This window comes from Crossiella cryophila (assembly GCF_014204915.1).
GTDB classification, from domain to species: domain Bacteria; phylum Actinomycetota; class Actinomycetes; order Mycobacteriales; family Pseudonocardiaceae; genus Crossiella; species Crossiella cryophila.
In genome coordinates this window covers 6,213,213-6,235,410 of record NZ_JACHMH010000001.1, presented here as the reverse complement: position 1 = coordinate 6,235,410, position 22,198 = coordinate 6,213,213, and the positions used below count along the sequence as shown (strand labels likewise).

Genomic DNA, 22,198 nt, shown 5'->3' with positions numbered 1-22,198 from the left:
TGTTATGTATTGTCGCGGCATGGCTATCACCCTTGTGAACCCCGCCGGACTGCCCAAGGTCGACCTCTACCGGCAGGTCGCCGTGGCCACCGGCTCCCGGCTGGTCTTCATCGCCGGTCAGGTCGCCCGCGACGCCGAAGGCGGCAAGATCGGCGAAGGCGACCTGGCCGCCCAGGTCGAGCAGTGCTACCTCAACCTCGGCATCGCACTGGCCGAGGTCGGCGCCACCTTCGACGACGTGGCCAAGGTGACCGTGTACTTCGTCGGCTGGAGCCCGGAGCTGATCCCGCACTACGTCGAGGGCGCGGGCCGGGCCGCGGCGAAGCTGGGCATCACCGCGCTGCCGCCGCTGACCGGGATCGGCGTGGCCGCGCTGGCCGAGCCGGACCTGCTGGTGGAGATCGAGGCGACCGCGGTGCTGGACTGACCTATCCGGCCAGGAACCCCGATACCACCGAGGTGAACGGGTCCGGGGCGTCCAGCCACGGCCAGTGCCCGCAGCCGGGGAGCACCGCGAGCACCCCGGCCGGGTGCAGGTCGGCGACCAGCTTGGCCGGGGTCAGTCCGGCGATGCCGTCCTCGGCCCCGGCCACCGCGAGCACCGGATGCGGCAGCGCCTTGGCCCGGTGCTCGACGTAGAAGGCGCCGCGCAGCCAGCTCGGTGGGCTGCCGTTGTCCGCGGGTTCCTGGGTCCGCACACCCCTGGCCTGGATCCGGGCCACTTCCGCGGCGTCCGGCTCGCGGGCGCCGCGGCCGGCCGGGGCGATGAGCACCAGCCGCCGGACCCGCCGGGGTTCGGCGGCGGCGTAGGCCTGGGCGGTCAGCGTGCCCGCGGAGTGCGCGAGCAGGTCGATCCGCGTCATCCCGAGGTGGGCGCGCAGCGCCTCGATGTCCTTGACCTGGGCCGGAAACGCGCAGCTGGCCTGATCCTGGGGGATCTCGGAATCCCCGCCAGCCCTGGCGTCCAGCCGGATGAGCGTGTGGTGTTCGGCCAGGCCGCCGAGATCGCCCAGGCTGGTGGCTTCCGCGCCGGGTCCGCCGGAGAGGCAGATCAACGGCGGGCCGTCGCCGAGTGTGGTGTAGGACAGCCGAAGTCCGTCATAGCTCTCGAAATGCGGCATCCCGCCCAGATTGCCACAACTCGAGCAGTGCCAGGGCCTCTTGCACCGAACCGGCCGCGTCCGGGATCGGGTAGAGCACCGCGCGCACGATCCGCTGCCGGTCCACCACCAGGGTCAGCCGCTTGAGCCGGTCCACCCCGCCGGCCCGGAAGGTAGGCAGGCGCAATGCGGTGACCAGCGTCAATTCGGCGTCGGAGAACAGCGGGAAGGGCAGTGACTCCGCGGCGGTGAAGGCTGCCAGTTCGTCCGGGCGCTGGGTGGAGACCCCGTGCACGGTGGCCCCGCGTGCGGCGAACTCGGCGTGCCGGTCCCGGTAGGTGCAGGCTTCCAGGGTGCAGCCGGGGGCGCCGGGGATCTGGTCCCAGCCGGGTGGGTGGGTGCCGCCTGCGCCGGGGAAGAAGTACAGGACGGTGCGGGCGGAGTCGGCGATCGGGTCCCGGTGGGTGTTGTCCGCTGCGGGCAGCAGCAACTCCGGGACCCGGACGCCGACCAGGTCGCGCACCCGGCGGGCCTCGGCCGAGTCCGGTTCGCTGGTCGCGGACAGGGTGCTGTCGCCCAGCAGCCAGGTCGCGCCCCAGTCCTGCAGGGCCACCAGCACCGGCAGCAGGGCGCGGCCGCGCTCGGTCAGCCGGTACTCATAGCGCGGCGGGTGCTCGTGGTAGCGCTCGCGGCGCAGCACGCCGTGATCGAGGAGCCAGCGCAGGCGTTCGGCCAGGACCTTGCGGGACATGCCCAGTTCGGCCTGTAGCGCGTCGAATCGGTGCACGCCGCGGGCCACATCGCGCACCACCAGCAGCGTCCACCAGTCGCCGACCACGTCCAGGGCCTGCGCGATGGCGCAGTCGGCGTCGGAGAGGTCCGTGCGTCGCACCCAGTCCTCCTTGACTAGCGCTTGCCCCGGCCAGCATAGTGCGTTCCCAGAAGGAACTCACTGGATCCTGGGGGAACCACATGCGGACCAAGCCGGCAGGCGACTTCGACTACGAGACCCACGGTTCCGGCTACGCCCGGCATCGCCGCACCGACCCGCGCATCGCCGAACTCGTGCAGGCCGCCCTCGGCGAGGCTCGCACGGTGGTCAACGTCGGTGCGGGCGCGGGCTCCTACGAACCGCTGGACCGGCACGTCATCGCGATCGAACCCGCCGCGGCCATGCGCGCCCAGCGGCCACCGCACCTGGCCCCGGCCATCAACGGCGTGGCCGAGGACCTGCCCCTGGACGAGGACAGCGTGGACGCGGCCATGGCCACCATCACCGTGCACCACTGGCCCGACGCCGAACGCGGCCTGCGCGAGATGCGGCGGGTCAGCCGCGGCCGGGTGGTCATCCTGTGCATGGACGGCGACGCCCTCGCCGAAGGCTGGTTCGCCGAGTACGCACCCGAGGTGATCAGCGTCGAACGCGGGCGCTACCAACCCATCGAGCACATCGTCGAGGTCCTCGGCGGCGCCACCGTCACCCCGGTGTCGGTTCCCTTCGACTGCGTGGACGGGTTCACCGACGCCTTCTACGGCCGCCCGGAACGCTTCCTGGACCCCGAGGTGCGCCGCGCCCAGTCCGGCTGGGGCTTCGTCGGGGCTGAGGCCGAGGCGCGGTTCGTCGCCACGCTGAGCGCGGACCTGGAGTCGGGGGAATGGGACCGGCGATTCGGCCACCTGCGCACCCAACCGGCCTACGACAGCGCGCTAAGGCTGGTCGTGGCGGAGTAGTTAGGCCGGTCGGGGGTATCCGAGGTCACCGGGTGGTGATGCGCACACGCCTTGTGCGAGCTGGGAAAACACCGAACGGCGGGCGCTAGCCTCAGGTGTTTTGTCCTGACCCGGCTGGAGGTTCCGCACAGGTGGCTGGCTTGTCTCTTCCCGCACTCGTCGACCTGGTCCGCGAGCGCTCCCCCTACTACCGGGAACTCTACGCGGAGCTGCCACCCGCGCCGGACCTGTCCGACCTGCCGATCGTGGACCACGCCGGCTACTGGGCGGCGAACACCCTGCGGGACAACCGGTTGCACACCGGCGAGCACATCGGCGGACTGGTGTTCAAGACCGGCGGCACCACCAGCGCGCCCCGGGTCTCGGTCTACACCCGCGCGGAGTGGCGGGAGATGAGCGAGACCTTCTCCACCGGCCTCGTCGGCGCCGGCCTGGTCGACGGGGACCGGGTGGCGAACCTGTTCTACGCCGGGGAGCTGTACTCCAGCTTCATCTTCACCCTCAACACCCTGCAGGACGCGCCGGTGGACACCGTGCAACTGCCCATCGCCGGGTCGGCCCCGCTGGAGTTCGTGGCCGGGACCCTGGCCGAGTTCGGCGCGACCGTGCTGGCCGCCCCGCCCACCTCGCTGTGCCAGCTGGCCCAGCACGTGGTGGACACCGTGGGCTCGCTGCCGCTGGTGCGGATCGTGCTGTTCAGCGGCGAGGCCTTCTACGGCGACCAGCGGGCGCTGATCAACGCCGCCTTCCCCGGCGCCAAGGTCCGCTCCATCGGCTACGCCAGCGTGGACGGCGGCATCCTCGGCGGGCCGGTCGAGGGTGAGGAGGACGCGCGGATCCACCGGGTCTTCCCAGGAAGGATCATGGAGATCCTGGACATCGACTCCGGCGAGCCGATCCAGGAGGCGGGCCGTCCCGGGCGGGTGGTGGTGACCGACCTGGTGCGCACACTGCAGCCGGTGGTGCGGTACCCGGTGGGCGATCTGGCCGAGTGGACCGACTTCGAGACCCGGACCTTCCGGCTGCTCGGGCGTTCCGACGAGGGCGCGCGGGTCGGACCGGTCACGGTCTACCTGGACGATCTGCGCTCCATTGTGGAGGGTGCGGCGGCCGGGCAGTCCATCACCGGCATCCAGGTGGTGTTGCGGCGCAAGGAGGCCAAGGACCAGCTCGTGCTGCGCCTGGGCGGCACGGTCACCGGGCAGCAGGAGCTGGCCAAGGCGATCGCGGTGTCCCTGGACGAGCTGCGGCCGATGTTCGCCGATCACGTCGAACGCGGCCTGATCCAGCCCCTCGCGGTGGAATGGGCAGGGCCGGACGGGCTCAAGATCAACCCGCGGACCGGCAAACTGGTCCGGCTGCTCGACGAGCGTGGCGCCTGATGTTATTGCGCAACAAGAACTTCGCCCTGGTCTGGGTGGGGCAGGTGCTCTCCCAGGGCGGCACCAGGGTCTACCAGATCGCGCTGCTGTGGTGGCTGCTGGGCAGCCTGCCCGCCGACACCCGCGGACTGGCCTCCGGCGCGTTCCTGGTGATGGGCGCGCTGCCGCCACTGCTGCTGGTGCGCCAGATCGGCCGCCGCCTGGACCGCCGCCCCAGCCGCACCGTGCTGCTGCGTGCGGAGATCATCGCCTGCGCGGTGGTCACCGTGCTGGCGATCCTGGCCACCCAGGACGCGGTCTCGCCGTGGATGGTCTACCCGGTCGCGCTGGTGCTGGCCACCTGCCAGGCCTTCTTCGACCCCTGCCTGCTCAAGGCACTGCCGGAACTGGTGCACGGCAAGGACCTCGAACGCGCGGTCGGTTTTGGCGCGGCCACCCAGTCGGTGGCCAACTTCGCCGGCGCGGCCTTCGGCGCGGTGCTGCTGGCCACGGTCGGCTTCACCGGCGCGATCTGGCTCAACGCGGCCAGCTACGCCATCGCCGCCCTCTGCCTGACCGCGGCGAAATTCACCCCGGTCCCCGCCCCGCCCGCACCCCCGGCCGGCGCACCCGCCACCGACGGCGGCACCTGGCACTTCCTGGGATCGATGCCCGGGGTGCGGCCGTTGCTGGTGTGCTTCGCCGCCGCCAACTTCTTCTCCGCGCCCACCCTGCTGGTGCTGCCGCTCTACACCAAACTCGTGCTGGAGCAGGGCGCGGGCACCCTGGCGATCCTGGAAGCCGCGCTGTGGCTGGGTTTGCTGCTGGGCGCCTTCCTCGCCGCGAGCATTCCCACCGGCAGCCGCACCATCCGCTTCGGCGCGGTCTGCATCGCGTTGTTCGGCCTGTGCCTGGCGGTGCCGGGACTGCTGGTGGACCAGTGGGTGTACGCGATCGCGCTGGCGGCCAGCGGCTGGTTCCTCGGCGTGTCCAACGTCAAGTTCACCGCGCTGTTCCAGCAGGTCGTGCCCAATGAGGTCAAGGGCCGCTTCTTCGCCGCGCTGCAGGCCGCGATCAGCGCCACCTTCCCGATCGCCTTCCTGGCCTTCGGCGCGTTCGGCGACGCGGTCAGCCCGCAGCTGCTGACCCTGGCCCAGGCCGGGGGACTGCTGGTGCTCGCGCTCGCGCTGTCCCGGCTGCGCGAGCCGAAACCGGTGATGGCCTAACGGGTCAGCGCCTCGATGTCCGCGCGGGCGTAGTGGCCGTGCTTGCCGACCAGGCCGCGCCGCTGCGCGAACTCCAGGAACTGGTCTTGCCGTTGCCAGCCCAGCGCCCTGGCCGCCTCCTCGACGGACAGGCCGGCCGCGATCCACTCGGTGCGCTCGGCCACCACCGCGGCCAGCGCCCCGGCCTGTTCCTCGGCGACGCGGTCGAGCTGCGCCGGGGCGAACAGGTCGTGGGACTGGCCGTTGCCGGTGTACCTCGCGGCCACGGTGAGCACCCCGCGCTCGGCCAGCGCGGCCACATCGGCCGGGGTGACCGGCAGGCCGCTGCGGGCGGCCAGCCTGCCCGCCGAACGCGGCCCGCCCACCGGGTACTCCTCGCCCACCGCCGCGAGGATGCGGTCCACCTCGCCGGTCAGCGCGGCGGCCGCGGCGGCGGACCAGCGCCCGGCCGCATCCGGTGCGGGGAGCAGGCCGAACTCGCGGGCCGCCAGCACCTGCCAGTCGCGCAGGCCGAGGTGCCCGGCCAGTTCGGCGTGGTCGTAGGCCGTCTCGCTGGTCACGCCCGTTCCCCTCAGCAGCTCTCGGTGATCAGCACCAGCCGGGCGCCGGTGGCACTGCGCCACATGCTGACCCGGTAGGTCGGGTCGAGGTGGGCGGTCTGCTCGCAGTCGAGGCGGCCGGCCACCCGCTCGGCCCAGAACCCCGGGCGCGCGGCCGGATCCAGCCAGGTCAGCTCGGGCTCGGCGGTTTCCACCGCGACCAGTGTGGAGCCGCGCAGCACGAACCGGCGGGCGTCCTTCTCCACCAGCCAGCGCGGCTGGGACCGGATCCACACCCGGCCCTGGTGATCGGTCCAGTGCTCCCGGGAGGACCGCCACAGTTCGCTCATCAGCCGGTCCGCGTTTCGTGCTCGGCGCGGGCGGCGAGGACTTCGGGCAGGTGCTCATCCGCCCAGGTGCAGCAGGATTCCAGCAGCCCCAGCAGCGAGCGGCCCAGCCCGGTCAGCTCGTACTCCACCCTCGGCGGGATCTCCGGGTAGTGCGTGCGGGTCAGCATGCCGTCGCGTTCCATCGCGCGCAGCGTCTCGGTGAGCACCTTCGGCGTCACCCTGGCCATCGGCACCCGCAGTTCGGTGAACCGGCGTGGCCCGTCCTCCAGGCAGCGGATGACCAGCGCCGTCCACTTGTCCCCGATCCGGAATGGCAGTGCGCTGGAGGGGCAGGCCGGGTCGAACAGGTCCGGCCGCAGTGGCTTGGTCACTTCCCGAACGGTAGCCAAGTACCTTTGAAGTAACAAGTATGTCGTGGATAGCGTCCAGGTCAGCGCCGTGATCAGCACGGCACTGACGAACTGGGGAACCCATGAGCAAGATCATCGTCTTCGGTGCCGGTGGCCGGGTCGGCCGGCTGGTGGTGGCCGAGGCACTGGCCCGCGGCCACCAGGTGACCTCGGTGGTCCGCGACCCGGCCCGCCACCCCGACCTGCCCGGCCAGGTGGTCACCGGGGATGTCACCGACGCCGCCTCGGTGGCCGCGCTGGTCCCCGGCCACGACGTCGCGGTCAGCACGGTCTACGACGTCAGCGCCGACCCGTCCGCGATCTACACCGCCGCCGCCAAGGCCCTGGCCGCCGTGCCGGGGGTGCGGGTGCTGGTGCTGGGGATCGCGGTGCTGCTGGAGTCCGCGCCGGGGGTGCGGTTGATGGACGCGCCGGAGTTCCCGGCGGAGTACAAGCCGTTCTGCCTGGGCCACCTGGCCGGAACTCAGGCGCTGGCCCAGACCGAGGGCCTGGACTGGCTGGTGCTGAGCCCGATCGGGGAGTTCGACTTCGAGGCCGGGCGGTCCGGGCACCGCATCGACGGTGGCCTGGTCGCGCCGGGCTGGCCGCGCACCGAGGGGGCGTTGTCCGGGCTGGACTTCGTCGCCGCGGTGGTCGAGGAGATCGAGACCCCCCGCCACCACGGCAAGCAGGTCGCGGTGTACCCGGTCTGAGTTCAGGTCAGGGCGCGGGTGAAGAACTTGATCACCTCGTCCAGGGCCCGGCCGCGCTGCCTCGGCTCGTCGAGCTGGGCGACCACCTTCCCGGACTGGGGTTCGCGGCACTGGCCCTCGGGCAGCGGCGGGTTCTCCTCCCGGCCCGGGGCGTCGTCATAGGCGTGCTGCTGGCCACTGCCCGGCGACCACCGGGTGTTGAAGAAGTTGTGGTTGCCGCCGGTGTAGGTGCTGGCCGCGGCCGGATACCGGGTGCCGGCGGCGAGTGCGTCGCGGACGTACCCGCGACCGGCCTCGCCCACCGCGCCGTCGCAGCTGCTGATCAACACCCGGACCGGCGCGGTGGTCACCAGCCCGTCGCTGACATCGCCCTCCACCAGGGGGAAGTACACCGGTGCGACCGGCAGCACCGCGCGGATGCGCACGCCGGCCGGGATCTTGGCCCGTTCCCGGTCGGCGGCCTGCCACATCACGCCCTTGCCACCCCGGGAGTGGCCGAGGGTGCCGACCCTGGTGAGGTCGGCCCGCCCGCGGAAGTCGACCTCGCGGGCGGCGCCGGTGTCCGGATCGGTGAACCGCCCGGCCAGTTCGCCGTCCCCGGTGGCGGCCAGCCGCTGCCACATCGCCAGGTGCTTGTTGATCAGGTCCGCGCGGGCCTGGTAGGGCTGCATCGGCTGGGCGGGGCCGTTGCCGCCGGGGCGGTTCCACTGGCCCTCGATCGCGTTGGCCGCGATGGAGATGGCGATGACGCCGCGGTCGGCCAGTGCCCGGCCGAGGTAGTCGTAGCCGCGGTGGCTGGGCATCGGCGCGGAGGTGGTGCACGGCCAGGCCGCCTCGTCGACACAGGAGTGCCAGGAGCCGTGCAGCATCAGCACCACCGGCGCGGGCCGGGCACTGCGCCGCACCGGGTAGTGCACCACCGCGGTCAGCTCCAGGGGCTCGGGCATGGCCGGGGTGCGGAAGGCCGCCCGGCCCAGGTCGTAGGCCACCATGCCCACGCCCTGTCCTTCCGCCTCGGCCTGGGCGAGCACCGGGCTCAGCGTCAGCAGGAGTGCGGTGACGGTGGACACGGCGGGTTTGCGCAGGGGCAGTCGGGTAGGACCGCCGCATTGCTGCGGCGGTCCCCCCTCAGAACCGTGCGTGCCACTCGTCGCGGCACACGGCTCAAGTGGGCCCCCAGGGTCGCGCTGGATCATGCTTTACCAACCTTCCTGCCTTGCGCAGCATGAAGCTGACGCAGGCATTCAGCGTGTACAAGGCGAAGATTCGGTTTCTCATCCGAGCCGCCATCCCGCCGAAGCACGAGCCGCTGCCGTTGCAGCGGTTTCATGGATGCCGTGAACCATCGCGCCCAGTCGCGCACATTGTCTGGTTCATACTCGGCACCGGCGACCAGCGGCTGTTTACACAGCGGACAGATCCCCTTCTGGCGGTCCGCCAACGCAACGGACATTCTGTCCGCGGTCGTCGGCATCTTCTTGCGTACGCGACTCGCCCAGTATCTCTCCAGGCTCGGATCGTCAGGGGAACTGTCCCCCTTGACCTGAATGTGCCTTTCGATCCTGACCCAAGCGAACTTGTGAACATAGGCTCCGGTTTCCCGATCACCAAACACCCACCTGTCCTGCCTGAGTGAATTGAACCGGCCGAAATACCTGGAGACAACCCAGGCTATCGACTTCTTCGGGTGCGTATGCTTTCCCCACTTCAAAGCGAGTCTGTACATATGACTGTCCAAGGACTTGAACGTCTTCTTGGACACCACCGTCCGGTAGTAAGTAGCCCATCCCTTGATGATAGGATTGAGCCTCTTCGCCATGGCCTTGGCGTTCACTCCCCGCAGGGAATGCACCTCGTCATGGAGCCTCTTCCGGACCCTCTTGACGGCCTCTTTGCTGGGCTTGATGATCATTTTGTCGTTGTAGCGACGGATGTTGAACCCCAGAAAATCAAATCCATCACGAAGGTGGACGACTCGCGTCTTCTCCTCATTGAAATTCAACCCTCTGGGAGCAAACCATCGCGCCAGCGACTCCTTGATCCCATACGCTTCCGCTTCGCTGTGACAAAGCACCACGAAGTCGTCGGCGTAGTTGACCAGCGTCGGCCTGCCCCGCCGCGCCCAGCTGGACTCGGAATTGCTGGGGCCGCCGACGGCCGTGCTCATCCCGCTCAACGCGATATTGAGGAGCAAAGGACTGATAACGCCACCCTGCGGCGTCCCCTCCTCGGTGGGAGAGAACCGGCCGTTCTCCATGACTCCCGCTCGAAGCCAGGCTCGGATCAGCCCCCGACCGGGGAACGATCCTATGGCTCTGAGCAGGTGTTCATGGCTGATGCGGTCAAACGCGGCTGACAGGTCGGCGTCGAGAACCCACACCCTCTTGGCTCGTTTCGTGCCGCAGGTGTTGAAGATGGCCTCGACCGCGTCGTGGCAGCCTCGCCCAGGGCGGAAACCGTAGGTTCGTTCGTCGAACCGGGCTTCCCACTCGGGTTCCAGTGCGTTCTTGGCGCGCGCTTGACGTGCGCGGTCGAGCAGCACGGGAATCCCCAGGGGGCGTTGCTTCCCATTCGCTTTCGGAATATACACGCGACGGACCGCGCGGGCTCCACGAGACAGCGGATCAGCAGCGATCTTCGCCACCATCCGTCCCCGCTCCGTCGGAGTCAGTGCCGTCTCCTGGTCTATGCCCGCCGTTCGTCGGCCGGTGCTCAACTGAGTCACCCTCTTCACGCTGACAAGTGTGTTCGAGTGTGACCGCAGCATAAGCTTTTGCAAGTTCCGGACCTTGGACAGGTCCTGTTCCCGCGCGGCCTTGAAGATTCGCTGCCGCAGTCGCCGTACTCGCGCTTCGCCTCTAGCCCAGTCGATGCTGTGCCATTGCCGAGCGTAGTCCTTGGGTCCGTTCACCGATGCTGGCAGAGGCGCCGCCTCGGCGGTCGCTCCCGCCTGTTTCGGCATCTAACTTGTCCCTCGGTTCCGACTTCCTGACAGGTGGTCTTCACGGGCCTACCTGATCCGCGTCTGCTCCCTTTCGGGCCGGGCATCCGCCCGTATCCGGCGGGTTATGCGGGACGGCGGAGCCGCCGCTGCTCCCGGTTTCCCCTGAGCTTTCGCCCTACCGGCCTTTGCTTCTCGGATCATCCTGTTCCCGCTGGAGAATTAAGCCGTTGTCGCCTCTGGCCTACCGGCATGTTGTTCCCGGACTCCATCGGGGTTTCCACGTTCCACTCCTTCAAGACATGATTGGGGTAGGGCACCCTCTTAACCCCGGGGCCTGCGGTGTCCAATCCTCCATCTCGCAAAGGATGGAGGCCGCTTCGCGCTCTTCCGCGCCAGGCCCTAGCACCACCGAGAACGTCGCCATCGGCGTGGTGTAGGGATAACGAGGCGTCATCGAGGGTTCACTTGCGTTTGCCCGTCCAATCTTCCCCTTCACCTGTTGCGGCCCGATGGCACGGGCCGCTCTTGGGCTTTCACACTCGGCTTCACACCCCGCCGTTACCAGCGACGCATGCGAGCGTGGGGACGGATCTGGACACTGATCCGAGACGGCCCTCATGTTCAGGCTCCTTTCAAGGACCGTCTACTTGGGGTGGAGTGACTTCGTGTCGCACCAGCGGGGTCCCTTCGGCGGTGGGGTGGCCGTCACCGACAGTAGGAGGCAGTTGTCAGGAAGTTATGAACCGGGTGTGAGTCCGCTGTGGCCCCGACCTCAGTTCGGATTCACAACCCAAGGGTAGGCTGGTGGCATGCCCGAGGTCGCCGAGGTCAGCACCGACAACAACTGCTCAGTGGCGCGCACACTCGCCGTGGTCGGCGAGAAGTGGTCGCTGCTGGTGCTGCGCGAGGCATTCTTCGGCATCACCCGGTTCGAGGAGTTCCAGCGCCGGATCGGCTGTGCCCGCAACCTGCTCACCCAGCGCCTGGCCACCCTGGTCGAACACGGTGTGCTGCACCGCGACAGTTACCAGGAGCCCGGTCAGCGCGCCCGCCCGGAGTACCACCTCACCGACAAGGGCCGCGAGCTGTACCCGGTGCTGGTGGCGCTGATGCAGTGGGGCGACCGGTATGTGGCCGACCCGGCCGGGCCCTCGGTGCTGCTGACCCACCACGACTGTGGCGAATCCGTGCACGCGGTGCTGACCTGCGGCGCCGGGCACGACCAGCTGACCAGGGCCGACGTGGACCTCAACCCCGGCCCGGGGGCGCACCGCGGGTGATCAGGCGCGGCTGAAGCTCATGTCCATCCAGTGCGTCCACTCCCCGCGGACCAGTCGTTCCCATCGGGCGGCCATCACCGATTCGGCGATCCGCAGGGTGGCCCTGGTGTCCGGGCCGGTGAAGGTCCACACGCCCTCGGCGTCCACCGCCGCGGTCATCTCCGAGAGCACGCCGCGGTTGTCGAAGGCGCGCATCGGGTAGCCGCCGGTGGCCGGGTCGTAGGGGCCGATCATCTCCAGGGCCTCGACGTGCTCGCCGCCGAAGCGCACGTCCACCCGGTGCAGCAGGAAGTGCTCGCCGGGGAACCAGGTGTACTCATCGGTGCCGATGATCCGCACCGACGGGATGTCCAGGGTCTGACCGCTGGAGCGCCATAAACCGAGCAGGGCGTTGAGGGGGGCGTTCTCCGCGGTGGGCATCGGGCCTGCTCCTCATCGGTAAGGTGGGCTGACGTGCGGATCGGAGAGTTGTCGGAGCGTACGGGCACCCCCCGGCGGTTGCTGCGTTACTACGAGGAGCAGGGCCTCATCCTGGCCGAGCGCTGCCAGAACGGCTACCGCTCCTACGACGAGCCGTCGGTGGACCGGGTGCTGCAGATCCGCGGACTCCTCGATGCCGGTCTGCCCACCCGGCTGATCAAGCAGATCCTGCCCTGCCTGAACAAACCCCGCGCGATCCACTTCCCGGACGCCACCCCGGAGATGATCACCACCCTGGAACGTGAGCGGGACCGGATGTCGGGGCGGATCGAGGCGCTGGTGCGCAACCGGGACGCCATCGCGGAGTACCTGGACGCGGTCCGGGACGGGAACCCGCCCGCGGCGTAACGGGTTCCCGTCCCGGCGTGGTCAGCGGGCCGGTCGGCCCAGGTCGAGTCCGGGCAGGTCGGCCGCGGTGACCCTGGCCAGCAGCGCCGGGTAGTCGTGCCGCTGCTTGGCCAGCTCGATCAGCCGCTCACGGTCGGCGCCCTCGGGCGTGCCGACCAGCTTGGCCGCGGCGTCGGCCGGTGCGTTCCCCTCGGCGATCAGGCACCGCCAGCCCTCGCCGGTGAGCTGTTCCAGGAGCCTGCCGGTGGCGGTGCCCACGGCGTAGCTGCGGTTGCCGGCGAAGTGGAAGAACAAGCCGCGCCGGTCGGTGGGGGTCTGGTCCTCGTGCACGACGGTCTGCCCGCCGAGTTCGACGTAGCGGTCCTCGGCGAAGCGGGCCGTGCCCTCCCACTGGTCCTGCTGCCGCTCCAGGTCCACCACCGCGGGCACCATGGCGTAGCGGGTGGCGCGGATGGCCAGGAAGGTGCGCAGGCGTTCGCGGGCCGGGCCGGGCGCGGCCAGTACCCGGTCCTCCAGCAGTGCCAGGGCGTGCACCGCGGCGGGTCCCCTCGGGAAGTCCAGCGGGTTGGGCTGGCCGGGCACCGCGGGGCGGAAGGTGGACTGGAAGTGGTGGAACGCCTCGTGCACGTCGATCCGGGACAGCAGCCAGGTGCCCGGATCGAACGAGGCCCCGGTCCCGTAGTTGAAGTGCACCACGGCCGCGTCGTCGACCTCGTAGAAGGGGAGATCGCGCAGCTTGTCCAGCGCGGGCCCGTCGGTGATCCGGTGCACCGCGGGCAGCCCCAGTTCGCGGGGGAGATCCACCGGCGTAGCGGTGCCCAGCTTGGCCGGGTCCGGGTGGCCGATCGCGTAGGCGTACCGCGGCCGGGTGCCGGGCCCGGCACCCTCGGGCAGGGCGCCGATGACGCGGGGCATCCGGTCGGGGCGGAACGACGGGGCCCACACCCCGGCCGCGTGCCGGGTGAAGGTGGTCGCGACGTGCGCGAACTGGGTGAAGAGCTGCCGATCGGACAACGGCAGCGCCCGCCAGCCCGGCGAGTCGAACACCAGAGGCTGGACCACGGGGATCGCGGCCGCCGATGCCGGTGCGGCACCGGCCAGGGTCAGGGCCGCGACCGCGGCCCCGGTGAGCAACCAGGACACGGACCGCCGCGTCCGGCGGTGCGCTGTTCCAGACAAGAACGCCATAAGCCCCACCCTGGCCGGGCCGGGGCGCGCGCCCCTCGTACTTTCAGCCGGTACCGCGGGCGTTACTCGTCCTTTCGGCGTTCAGCGCAGCAGTGGCAGGAAGATCGTGTCGACGATCTCGGTCAGCACGTGGTCGGCCACGGGGGCGAAGGTCACCAGGATCTCCTGCCGCAGCAGATCGAATGGCAGGGATTTCACCCGGTCGCTGAGGCCCTCGCCGGTGATCTCGCCGCGGCTGATCGCGCGCTCGTAGAGCAGGTCGAGGTCGGGGTCCTCGCCGGTGTTGAGCAGGTCGCCGGGGCTGGCGCCGGTCTGCTGGTGGTAGCCCGCGAGGTGGGCGCTCATCACGGTGATGAGCTGGACCCGGGTGGCGTTGATCTCCCGCAGGAGGGCGAGTACGTCGCCGCGCAGGCTGCCGGTGTCGGGCAGGGCGAGCCGGGACCGGGCCAGGACGTGCGTGATGGTCGCCCGGATGAGTGATTCGCGGTCGGACCAGCGGCGGTAGAGCACCGGTGGGCTGGTGGCCGCGCGCTGGACGACGCCGTCCATGGTGAATCTGGCGTAGCCGTTGGCGGTGAGTTCCGCCCAGGCCGCGTCCAGCAACGCCTGCTCCAGTGCCGCGCCGCGACGTCGCTCAGCCATCCGTACACCCCTCGTAGATAGACTTGCCTATCTTATCGCAGTGTCCTACCGTGAAGGCCGTAAGATACATCGATCTATCTTAAGGACATTGTCGGATGTCGACGCGGTTGGACTACGACGTGCTGGTGGCGGGCGGCGGGCCGGTCGGCCTGCTGCTCGCCACCGAGCTGCGGCTGGCCGGGGTGCGGGTGCTCGTCGTGGAACGGCTGCGCGAGCTGGACACCACGAACAAGGCCGGGGCGATCAACACCGCCTCGGTGGCGGCCTTCGAGCGGCGCGGACTGCTCCCGGCACTGCTGGCCGCGGCCGAGCAGTCGCCGTTCCTGGACAAGGGAAAGCGGTCACCGTTCGTCGGGCACTTCGGCGGGATCCTGGTCCCGGCCGCGCCCGTCGACCCGGACGATCCCAGCCTGCGTGGGCACGGCCCGGACTGGTACCTGCACATCCAGCAGATCGAGCTGGAGCGCTTCCTCGGTCAGTACGCGACCGAGCTGGGGCTGGAGGTCCGGCGCGGGGTCGAGGTGACCGGGTTCGAGGCCGACGAGGACGGGGTCACCGTGCACCTGGACGATGGCGAGGTCCGGGTGGCCTGGCTGGTGGGCTGCGATGGCGGCCGCAGTCTGGTGCGCCGTCAGGGAGGATTCGACTTCCCCGGCGCCGAACCGACGATGACCGCCCGCCAGGCGGCGGGCACCGTGGTGGGGGCCGACCTGCTGGGCAGCGGCTGGCAGCACACGCCCACCGGCATGTACGTCTACGGGCCGAAACCGGGCTGGATGCGCACCTTCGAGCTGGACGGGCCCCCGGCCGACCGCGCCGCACCGGTCACCGCGGCCGAGATGGAGGCCAGTCTGCGGCGGGTCAGCGGCCAGGACGTCCGGGTCACCGAGGTCGCCCCCGGCGGCACCCGCTTCACCGACCACACCAGGCAGACCAGCACCTACCGGCGTGGCCGGGTGCTGCTGTGCGGGGACGCCGCGCACGTGCACCCGCCGTTCAGCGGCCAGGGCCTCAACCTGGGCCTGGGCGACGCGGTCAACCTGGGCTGGAAGCTCGCCGCCACCGTCCACGGGTGGGCGCCCGACGGCCTGCTCGACACCTACACCGGCGAGCGGCACCCGATCGGCGCCTGGGTGCTGGAGTGGACCCGGTCCCAGGTGGCGGTGATGCGCGGTGACCCCTACAGCACCGCGCTGCGTGGTCTGGTCGCCGACTTCCTCGGCACCGGGGACGGGGCGACCTACTACGCGCGGCGGGTCTCCGGTCTGTGGCAGCACTACGACCTGGGCGAGGGCCATCCACTGACCGGCGCGCTGATGCCCGCCCTGCAGTTCGAGGACGGCACCCGGCTGGCCGAGCACACCCGCGGCGGCCGGGCCCTGCTCGTCGATCTCACCGGGGACGAGGACCTCGCCGAACTGGCCAGGCCCTACGCCGACCGCCTGGATCTGGTGCGGGGCAAGGCGAACGGCGCCGGACTGAGCGGACTGCTGGTGCGGCCGGACGGTTTCGTGGCCTGGGCCGCGGACTCCGGCGACCTCGCCGGTCTGGCGGTCGCCCTCAAGCGCTGGCTCGGGACGAGCTGAAGGTTGAGGGAGGGCGGACCGGGCTCGGGGTTCCGGCCCGCCCTCCGCGCGCTCAGCTGTTGCGAGCGCGCCGGTCGACCACCGCGACCAGCTTGCCGCTGGCCCCGGTCCGGTCGAAGGTCTTCGGATCGGTCAGCTGCACGCGCAGGTCCACCAGGTTGTCCCGGACCGCGGTGATGGTCAGCTCCGGGTAGCGGGCCAGGAACTCCGCCTGCACCGCGTTCGGGTCCAGGTTGGCCCGGCCCCGCTCCAGGCGGATGGTCAGGCTCTCCCGCTCGTCCTGCTCATCGAGGACGATCTGCAGGTCACCGGCGTAGGCGAAGGCCTCATCGGCCACCGCGACGAACCGCCGGTAGTTGAGGAAGTGCCCGCCACTGCGGAAGACATCCCCGGAGCGGCCCAGCAACTCGAACCGCGGCGTCCGGCGACCGCACGGGCAGTCGTCGGCCAGCCAGCGGCCCAGGTCGCCGATCTCGTAGCGGTCCAGGCGCTGCCCGCGGCGGGTGTGCGCGGTGAACACCAGGCGGCCGGTCTCACCGGGCCCGACCGGGCGATCCTCCTCCCGGTCCAGGATCTCCAGGGTCTGGATGCCGGCGAAGAGGTGGTGCACCCTGGCCGGGGAGTCCGGGCACTGGTAGCCCAGCGGGCCGCCGTCCACACTGCCGTAGGCGGCACTGCGGATGACCTCGACGCCGAACTCCTCGGTCAGCCACTGCCGCTGGGCCTCGCTGAAGTGCTCGCCGCCGTAGAAGATCTTGCGCACACCCCGGTAGTTGCGCAGGGTGTCGCCGGACTCGTCGAACAACCGCAGCAGATAGCTGGGCATGCCCAGCAGGGTGTCCACCCGATTGTCCACAATGGACTTGGCGACCAGGTCGTGCAGGTTCTGCTGACCGGCCATCGGGAACTGCACCGCGCCAAGGCGTTCCAGCGCGGAGAAGAAGCTGAGGAACCCGCCGTAGAGCTGACCGCCGAAGAACAGGTTCATCGTGCGGTCGGTGCGCGGGTCCAGCCCGGCGGCGAGCAGGCCCTCGGCGCCGTGCCGCATGTGCTCGTCGTAGTCGGCCCAGCTGAACGCGGACAGCTTCGGCTCGCCGGTGGTGCCGCCGCTGCGGAAGAACACCTCGGCCCGGCTCAGGTCGGTCTGCAACTCATCGAAGCGGGCCTTGGTGGTCACCGGCACCGCGGGCGGCGGCAGCGGGCGGGAGGAGACCAGGTCGTCCAGGCAGGCGTGCCCGGTGAACCGCGCGTCCAGTTGCACATCGACCCGGCGGCTGTAGCGCTGCAGGGCGTAGACCCCGTCGTGCGGTTCGCCGTCGTAGCTGCCCAGCATCCGGCCGGGCATGGTGATCCGCTGCACGCCCGCGCCGATCAGCGCCCGGGTCAGCGCGGCCACCTCGTCGCGGTCCGCGCCAAGGCCCACGGTCTGCAGGTAGCGGCGCATCGGCCGCAGCACCTGGCCGATGTTCCTGCGGGACAACGATTTCACCCACACCGTGCGGAACAGCGGGGAGGCACGCAGGGCCGAGCGGGTGTCGGCGAGCACCCGCCAGGAGCCGTCCGCGGCGGCGTGCACCTTGGTCAGCCCGAGGTGTTCCTCCAGCTCGGTGACCAGCACGGTGTTGGTGATCTCGGCCCATTCCGGGTCACTGGGCGCGCGGACCTCGGTGGCGGCCACGGTCTCGGCCAGCACGGCGGCGAAGCGCTCGGCGAAGGCGAAGACCTCCGCGTCGTCCTCGGTGTCGAGGTAGATCACCTGCGGGCTGGAGCAGGCCTGCTGGTCGAGCAGGCAGACGTCCCCGGCGACCGCGCGCAACGTGTCCGGCTCGGCCCAGGTCGCCTTGGTGAGGTAGGCGAAGGAGAGCTTCGGGCCCCAGTCGACCAGGCGGCAGCCGGGGCGCAGCACCGAGGCCACCCCGGCCAGGGCTTCCTCGCCACCCCAGGCGGCCACCGCGTCGGCGGGCGCGCACATCCGCTCCAGCCAGTCCTTGCGGCTGGAGGAGTAGTGCAGCACGATCACCCGGCGCGCGATCTGCCCGGTCGGGTCGGCCTCGGCCAGCGCGGCGAGCAGTTCGGCGGTGAACCGCGAGTCGTCGCCACTGGTCTTGATCACGTTGAGGTTGCCGGAAAGCAGCCCCTCCAGGGCGCTCATCGCACCGGCGGCGGGGGCGTTGCCGGGGGCGATGTGCGCGAGCAGCCCGACCGGCGCCCACGCCTCGAAGATCTCCTGCCGGAAGTCGAACCGGGTCAGCCGACCAGGGTCGATGCCGCCGAGTTCGCGGACCACCTTGCGTTCCAGGGTGTCCCGCCCCAGCGCACCGGTGAGCTGGGTGAGGGTCTGCTCGATCTCGGCCGCGGGCACCTGCCAGGCGGCCAGCCGGTCGGCCAGGCGCCGGCGCACCGGGCTCTGGGTGTCACGGAGCTGGGTGACCAGCTTGTCGGCGGCGGCCAGCACCAGCAGCGGGCTCAGCGGTTCCCCGCCGAGCACCTGCTGGGTCAGCTCCTCCAGGGTGTCCAGCCTGCGGTCGGCCTCGGCGTCCTCGACCCACTCGCCCTGCCAGTAGTGCTGGTTCACGACTTGTCCTTCAAGAGTTCGGCGGCGGCGATGGCGCAGCTCTTGTTGCGGCTCAGCCCGGCGCGGCCCAGGATCCGGATCCACGGGGTCGGGGCGCCGCAGCCGCATTCCGCGGGAGTGTGCAGCGAGGCGAGATCGCCCATCAGCACGCTCTGCGCGGGTGCGGAGGTGATGAACGGGGAGACGAACTGGAGGTAACCGGGTTCGCCGTAGCCCAGCGGGGACAGGTCGCGCACCGAGCGGATCAGCACCCGGGACCAGACCGGCACGTGCATGTTGTGGTTGGCGCATTCCATGTAGGGCACCGAATGTTCCACCGAGCCGAAGCCGTCCCGGATCCGCTCGTCCGGGATGCCCAGCTGCTCGGCGATCTTGCCGTACAGCTCGGGTTTGCTGATCTGCTTGTCCGCGTTGCCCTTCCAGCCGCCGCCGAAGACCACCAGCGAGGCCGGGTCGAGCTGGATCGGCTTCATGCCCATGTTGCGCATCCGGTCCAGGGTGAAGGACAGGAACGCCGGGAAGCCCAGGATCCGCACCGGCACACCGTCTTCGGCCGAGCGCAGCAGGGAGCGGATCGCGCCGAAGGCGTCGAACTCGTGTCCGGTGCCGGTGCTGGGCAGGGCGTGCTCGACCCGGTTGACCGGGGCGAACTCGCACAGGTAGTTGTCGGTGAAGGAGGCGCCCAGGTTCAGGCCCGGCCGGGGCTGGTAGGTGTAGATCAGGTAGTCCACCGCGCGGCTGTCGTCGATCCAGCCGTAGTGGTCGAAGATCCGGGCCACCATCCGCTGCCCGGCGCGCAGGGTCCACTCGTCGAAGAACATCTGCGACTTCTGGCCCGTGGTGCCGGAGGAGGTCACGTGCAACTTGACCTCATCGCGCGGGATGGAGACGACCTCGTGCATCTTGAAGAAGTTGGCGTGCACGAACGGCTGCCGCGCCAGGTCCTCAGCGGACTCCAGCACGGCGCGGCCCTTGCTCTGCCACAGCGAGGCGAAGAACGGCGAGCGCGCGGCATGCCAGGCGTTGGACTCGTTCATCGCCGCCACGAACAACTCGTCCGCGTCAGCGCCGGCCGCGTACGGCGCGGCCAGGTCGCACAGCCGCTGCACCGCGTCCAGCGCGGCCGGGTCGGGGACCGTGACCGGTCCGAGGTAGGAACTCACCGGAACACCCCGCGTGTGTTGAGATACATCTGTTTCCAGGCTTCGATGTACTGCTCGGTGAACGGCTGGAAGGCCGCGTCGATGGCCAGGCCGCGGAAGTCCAGCGGCTGCATGGTGCGCGCCATGACCACGTAGTCCCGGAACAGCTCGCCGTCGCGGCGCATCGCCGGGTAGGCGGCCGCGGGCAGGAAGCCGTGCGCGAGCAGCTGGCCCAGCTCGTCGAAGGCGTGCAGGGGCACCAGGGTCTCGATGTAGAAGGCGCCGTAGTCGTTGAGCTGCTCGATGAGCAGGTCCAGGTGCCGGGCCACCGCCATCGCGTCCGGGTTGGCCCCGATCAGCGTGCAGTAGCCGTCGTTGCCGGACAGGTGCGCGAACACCTCGTAGGAGCCGTCGGCCGCGGCCAGCAGCACGTTCGGGGTGTGGAAGGGATAGAAGCGCCGGTCGGCGTTGGTGAGCTGCTCGTTGTAGCGGCGCAGCACGAACCGCGGCGCGCTGATCAGCTCGACCTCCGGCGCACTCTCCCCACGCCGCACCGGCACCTCCACATCCGGCACCAGCTCTGGCCGGGTGGGCAGACCCACGACCTGCTCGACCGCGTCCAGCAACGGGCCGAGGCTGGCCGGGACCCGCTCCACCGGGTGGCGCTGTTCGAGCACGCCGTCCTGGTGCCGGGCCAGCAGCACCATGGTCTCGTGCCGGGCGGCCTTGCGCAGGTTCGGGAAGATGCCCAGCGCCTTGAACCCGCTGCGCAGGCAGACCCGTTGCGGGGCGGTGGAGGTGGTGCGCGCGGTGCCGTAGACGGAGTCCGCGCGCCCATCGGAGAGGATCAGCTCCGCCAGCGAGCTGACCGCCTGCTGGGCCAGGCCGCCACCGCGGTGCTCGGGGTGGACGACCAGGCCCTGCATCTTGCCGAGCCGGTCGGCGGGTTCGACGTTGCCCACGATGGAGGCGACCAGGTCGCCGTTGTCCCTGGCCACCAGCCAGCTCGTCCGGTCAGAGGTGATCTCGGCGGCCATCACCTGCGGATCGGTGCCCAGCGGCAGCGCGTAGGCGCGGCCGTAGACCTTGCGGTAGAGCCGGAGTAACTCGTCGATGTCGTCGACGCTCGCCGGCTCGAACACAGGCCCCAACTCAGCTCTCCGTTCTCGGGGCAGCACGCTGCTCGGCAGGTGTGTCCCACGATGTGTCCCAGAATGTGGCCAGAAGTCCGCAGCCTTCCGGCAACGGTCCGAACACTAGCCCGGAAAAAGGCTTGACCATGATTTGATAAAGCCCTGACCTGCATGGATGGCCTGACGGGGCGATCAGGCTCACATGCGAATACGACCAGCTGGAGCAATTAGTGAGAGGTCTGCGAACCAGGTCAACGCGGATAGGCCGGAAGTTGCAGACCGGAAGCGGCCTTCGTGGTCAGTTTGTTGAAAAATGCACTAAGCCTGGGCGAGGCGAGCGCCTTGTACATCAGGTTGCGCCGCCGGATGCCGAAGGCGGTGCGCGGGGCCAGGAACGGCCCGGCGTTGTCCGAGGTCTTCTGGCACCCGGTGGCGTAGTCCCGCACGATCTGCTCGTACCGCCGGAACGCCACCCGGTGATCACCGTCGGCGGCCTGGAGTTCCCCGGCCAGCACGTGCGCGCACACCACGGCCAGCCCGGTGCCCAGCCCGCCGCAGGTCGCCCCGTACCCGGCGTCGCCCAGCAGCACGACCCGTCCCTGGGAGAGCCGGTCGAGGTGGATCTGGCTGATCGAGTCGAAGTAGAAGTCCGGCGCCTCCCACATGGCGTCGATGATCTTGGGCACCTGCCAGCCCATCCCGGCGTAGGCCCGCTCGACGAGCTTCATCTGCTGCTGCGGGTCCCGCCGGTCGTAGTCGAGGGGGTCGCTGGCGAAGACCATCAGCGTGCCGGCCTCGACACCGCCGAGCGCGGCCCCTCGACCGGGTTCGTTGTAGATGCGGTTGTGCTTGTCCAGGCCGGGGTGGCCGGGCATGGAGAAGCCGCACACGTAGTAGCCGAGGTGACGCAGGAACTGCTCCTCCGCGCCGAAGGTCAGCCGCCGCACGTTGGAGTGCAGCCCGTCCGCGCCGACGACCAGGTCGAAGGTGCGCGGCGCACCGCGTTCGAAGGTCACCTCAACGCCGTCGGGAGTTTCGGTGAGCGAGGTGATCGAGTCGCCGAAGACGTACTCCACGTCGTCCTTGGTGCGGTCGTGGATGATCCGGCTCAGGTCGCCGCGCAGGATCTCCACCTCGCCCGCGGTGAGGTAGGCGGGCAGCCTGGCCTGCTGGCGCCCGTCCCGGTCCACCACGATCATCTCGCCGGCATCGGTCTGGTTGGCCCTGACCTCCGCCAGGATGTCCATCCGGCGCAGCACCTCCAGGTGCACCGGGCCGCGGAAGTCCACCGCGAACCCGCCGGGGCGCAGCACGGGGGCGCGTTCGACGACGGTGGGGTTGAAGCCGTAGCGGCGCAGCCAGAAGGCCAGTGCGGGTCCGGCGATGCTGGCGCCGGAGATCAGGACGTTGCGGTTGCTGGTCATGGCGGCAGCCTGGCCGGGGCCGCTGACCAGTCGCGCACCATCGACTG

General features: G+C 70.3%; 22 protein-coding genes. 8 read left to right on the top strand and 14 right to left on the bottom strand.

The annotated features are described in order from the left end of the window. Nucleotides 1–19: 19 nt before the first annotated feature. Nucleotides 20–427, top strand: a complete 408-nt coding sequence (locus HNR67_RS27440) for a RidA family protein (protein ID WP_185005095.1) — start codon at nucleotides 20–22, stop codon at nucleotides 425–427. A 1-nt stretch (nucleotide 428) separates the two neighbouring features. On the opposite strand, the gene HNR67_RS27435 is transcribed toward HNR67_RS27440, so the two are convergent. Together HNR67_RS27435 and HNR67_RS27430 are read right to left on the bottom strand one after the other, a co-directional pair. Further along, a complete protein-coding gene (locus HNR67_RS27435) occupies nucleotides 429–1,121 on the bottom strand; it encodes an alpha/beta fold hydrolase (RefSeq protein ID WP_185005094.1) in 693 nt (230 codons plus the stop codon). After that, complete coding sequence (locus HNR67_RS27430) at nucleotides 1,099–1,992, bottom strand: winged helix-turn-helix transcriptional regulator (protein ID WP_185005093.1); 894 nt, start codon at nucleotides 1,990–1,992, stop codon at nucleotides 1,099–1,101. The genes HNR67_RS27435 and HNR67_RS27430 overlap by 23 nt, the downstream gene beginning before the upstream one ends. Nucleotides 1,993–2,072: 80 nt before the next feature. Between HNR67_RS27430 and HNR67_RS27425 the strand changes: the two genes are divergently transcribed. From HNR67_RS27425 to HNR67_RS27415, 3 genes are all read left to right on the top strand, one after another. Further along, complete coding sequence (locus HNR67_RS27425; RefSeq protein ID WP_185005092.1) at nucleotides 2,073–2,831, top strand: class I SAM-dependent methyltransferase; 759 nt, start codon at nucleotides 2,073–2,075, stop codon at nucleotides 2,829–2,831. A 140-nt stretch (nucleotides 2,832–2,971) separates the two neighbouring features. Further along, nucleotides 2,972–4,213, top strand: coding sequence for a phenylacetate--CoA ligase family protein (locus HNR67_RS27420; RefSeq protein WP_221490071.1), 1,242 nt, complete (start codon nucleotides 2,972–2,974; stop codon nucleotides 4,211–4,213). Further along, nucleotides 4,213–5,418, top strand: a complete 1,206-nt coding sequence (locus HNR67_RS27415) for an MFS transporter (protein WP_185005090.1) — start codon at nucleotides 4,213–4,215, stop codon at nucleotides 5,416–5,418. Before HNR67_RS27420 ends, HNR67_RS27415 begins: the two co-directional genes overlap by 1 nt. Here HNR67_RS27415 and HNR67_RS27410 read toward each other — a convergent pair. Genes HNR67_RS27410 through HNR67_RS27400 form a run of 3 tightly spaced genes read right to left on the bottom strand, consistent with a single transcriptional unit; the run spans nucleotide 5,415 to nucleotide 6,678 of the window. After that, nucleotides 5,415–5,978, bottom strand: coding sequence for a hypothetical protein (locus HNR67_RS27410; RefSeq protein ID WP_185005089.1), 564 nt, complete (start codon nucleotides 5,976–5,978; stop codon nucleotides 5,415–5,417). The two genes, HNR67_RS27415 and HNR67_RS27410, sit on opposite strands and share 4 nt — an antisense overlap. An 11-nt stretch (nucleotides 5,979–5,989) precedes the next feature. Further along, nucleotides 5,990–6,307, bottom strand: coding sequence for a hypothetical protein (locus HNR67_RS27405; RefSeq protein ID WP_185005088.1), 318 nt, complete (start codon nucleotides 6,305–6,307; stop codon nucleotides 5,990–5,992). Further along, nucleotides 6,307–6,678 (bottom strand): winged helix-turn-helix transcriptional regulator, encoded by a 372-nt coding sequence (locus tag HNR67_RS27400; RefSeq protein WP_185005087.1) that lies wholly within the window; start codon nucleotides 6,676–6,678, stop codon nucleotides 6,307–6,309. Before HNR67_RS27400 ends, HNR67_RS27405 begins: the two co-directional genes overlap by 1 nt. Nucleotides 6,679–6,779: 101 nt before the next feature. On the opposite strand from HNR67_RS27400, the gene HNR67_RS27395 reads away from it, so the two are divergent. After that, a complete protein-coding gene (locus HNR67_RS27395; protein ID WP_185005086.1) occupies nucleotides 6,780–7,409 on the top strand; it encodes an NAD(P)-dependent oxidoreductase in 630 nt (209 codons plus the stop codon). Between the two features lie 2 nt (nucleotides 7,410–7,411). On the opposite strand, the gene HNR67_RS27390 is transcribed toward HNR67_RS27395, so the two are convergent. Beyond that, nucleotides 7,412–8,479, bottom strand: a complete 1,068-nt coding sequence (locus tag HNR67_RS27390) for an alpha/beta hydrolase (RefSeq protein ID WP_185005085.1) — start codon at nucleotides 8,477–8,479, stop codon at nucleotides 7,412–7,414. A gap of 122 nt (nucleotides 8,480–8,601) precedes the next feature. Further along, complete coding sequence (gene ltrA, locus HNR67_RS27385) at nucleotides 8,602–10,371, bottom strand: group II intron reverse transcriptase/maturase (RefSeq protein ID WP_185005084.1); 1,770 nt, start codon at nucleotides 10,369–10,371, stop codon at nucleotides 8,602–8,604. 791 nt (nucleotides 10,372–11,162) lie between these two features. Here ltrA and HNR67_RS27380 point away from each other — a divergent pair. After that, complete coding sequence (locus tag HNR67_RS27380; protein WP_185005083.1) at nucleotides 11,163–11,633, top strand: winged helix-turn-helix transcriptional regulator; 471 nt, start codon at nucleotides 11,163–11,165, stop codon at nucleotides 11,631–11,633. Here the strand turns inward: HNR67_RS27380 and HNR67_RS27375 are convergent, their stop codons facing one another. Further along, on the bottom strand, nucleotides 11,634–12,053 hold the full coding sequence (locus tag HNR67_RS27375; protein ID WP_185005082.1) for a hypothetical protein: 420 nt from the start codon (nucleotides 12,051–12,053) through the stop codon (nucleotides 11,634–11,636). It abuts the gene before it with no gap. 33 nt (nucleotides 12,054–12,086) lie between these two features. Here HNR67_RS27375 and HNR67_RS27370 point away from each other — a divergent pair, with 33 nt between their 5' ends. Next, nucleotides 12,087–12,461, top strand: a complete 375-nt coding sequence (locus HNR67_RS27370) for a MerR family transcriptional regulator (RefSeq protein WP_185005081.1) — start codon at nucleotides 12,087–12,089, stop codon at nucleotides 12,459–12,461. A gap of 21 nt (nucleotides 12,462–12,482) precedes the next feature. On the opposite strand, the gene HNR67_RS27365 is transcribed toward HNR67_RS27370, so the two are convergent. Both HNR67_RS27365 and HNR67_RS27360 read right to left on the bottom strand, forming a co-directional pair. Beyond that, complete coding sequence (locus HNR67_RS27365) at nucleotides 12,483–13,604, bottom strand: hypothetical protein (protein ID WP_185005080.1); 1,122 nt, start codon at nucleotides 13,602–13,604, stop codon at nucleotides 12,483–12,485. Between the two features lie 126 nt (nucleotides 13,605–13,730). Next, on the bottom strand, nucleotides 13,731–14,291 hold the full coding sequence (locus tag HNR67_RS27360) for a TetR/AcrR family transcriptional regulator (protein ID WP_185005079.1): 561 nt from the start codon (nucleotides 14,289–14,291) through the stop codon (nucleotides 13,731–13,733). 95 nt (nucleotides 14,292–14,386) lie between these two features. Between HNR67_RS27360 and HNR67_RS27355 the strand changes: the two genes are divergently transcribed. Next, nucleotides 14,387–15,877 carry an FAD-dependent monooxygenase gene (locus HNR67_RS27355; RefSeq protein ID WP_185005078.1) on the top strand — a complete coding sequence of 497 codons (1,491 nt, stop codon included), beginning with the start codon at nucleotides 14,387–14,389 and terminating at the stop codon, nucleotides 15,875–15,877. 52 nt (nucleotides 15,878–15,929) lie between these two features. On the opposite strand, the gene HNR67_RS27350 is transcribed toward HNR67_RS27355, so the two are convergent. The 4 genes from HNR67_RS27350 to HNR67_RS27335 all read right to left on the bottom strand — a co-directional run bounded on the left by HNR67_RS27350 (nucleotide 15,930) and on the right by HNR67_RS27335 (nucleotide 22,151). Then, complete coding sequence (locus HNR67_RS27350; RefSeq protein WP_221490069.1) at nucleotides 15,930–18,452, bottom strand: acyl-CoA reductase; 2,523 nt, start codon at nucleotides 18,450–18,452, stop codon at nucleotides 15,930–15,932. After that, on the bottom strand, nucleotides 18,449–19,615 hold the full coding sequence (locus HNR67_RS27345; protein ID WP_185005076.1) for a LuxE/PaaK family acyltransferase: 1,167 nt from the start codon (nucleotides 19,613–19,615) through the stop codon (nucleotides 18,449–18,451). The genes HNR67_RS27350 and HNR67_RS27345 overlap by 4 nt, the downstream gene beginning before the upstream one ends. Next, nucleotides 19,612–20,736, bottom strand: coding sequence for a GNAT family N-acetyltransferase (locus tag HNR67_RS27340; protein ID WP_185005075.1), 1,125 nt, complete (start codon nucleotides 20,734–20,736; stop codon nucleotides 19,612–19,614). Before HNR67_RS27340 ends, HNR67_RS27345 begins: the two co-directional genes overlap by 4 nt. A 242-nt stretch (nucleotides 20,737–20,978) precedes the next feature. Further along, a complete protein-coding gene (locus HNR67_RS27335) occupies nucleotides 20,979–22,151 on the bottom strand; it encodes an FAD-dependent monooxygenase (RefSeq protein WP_185005074.1) in 1,173 nt (390 codons plus the stop codon). Between the last annotated feature and the right edge of the window lie 47 nt (nucleotides 22,152–22,198).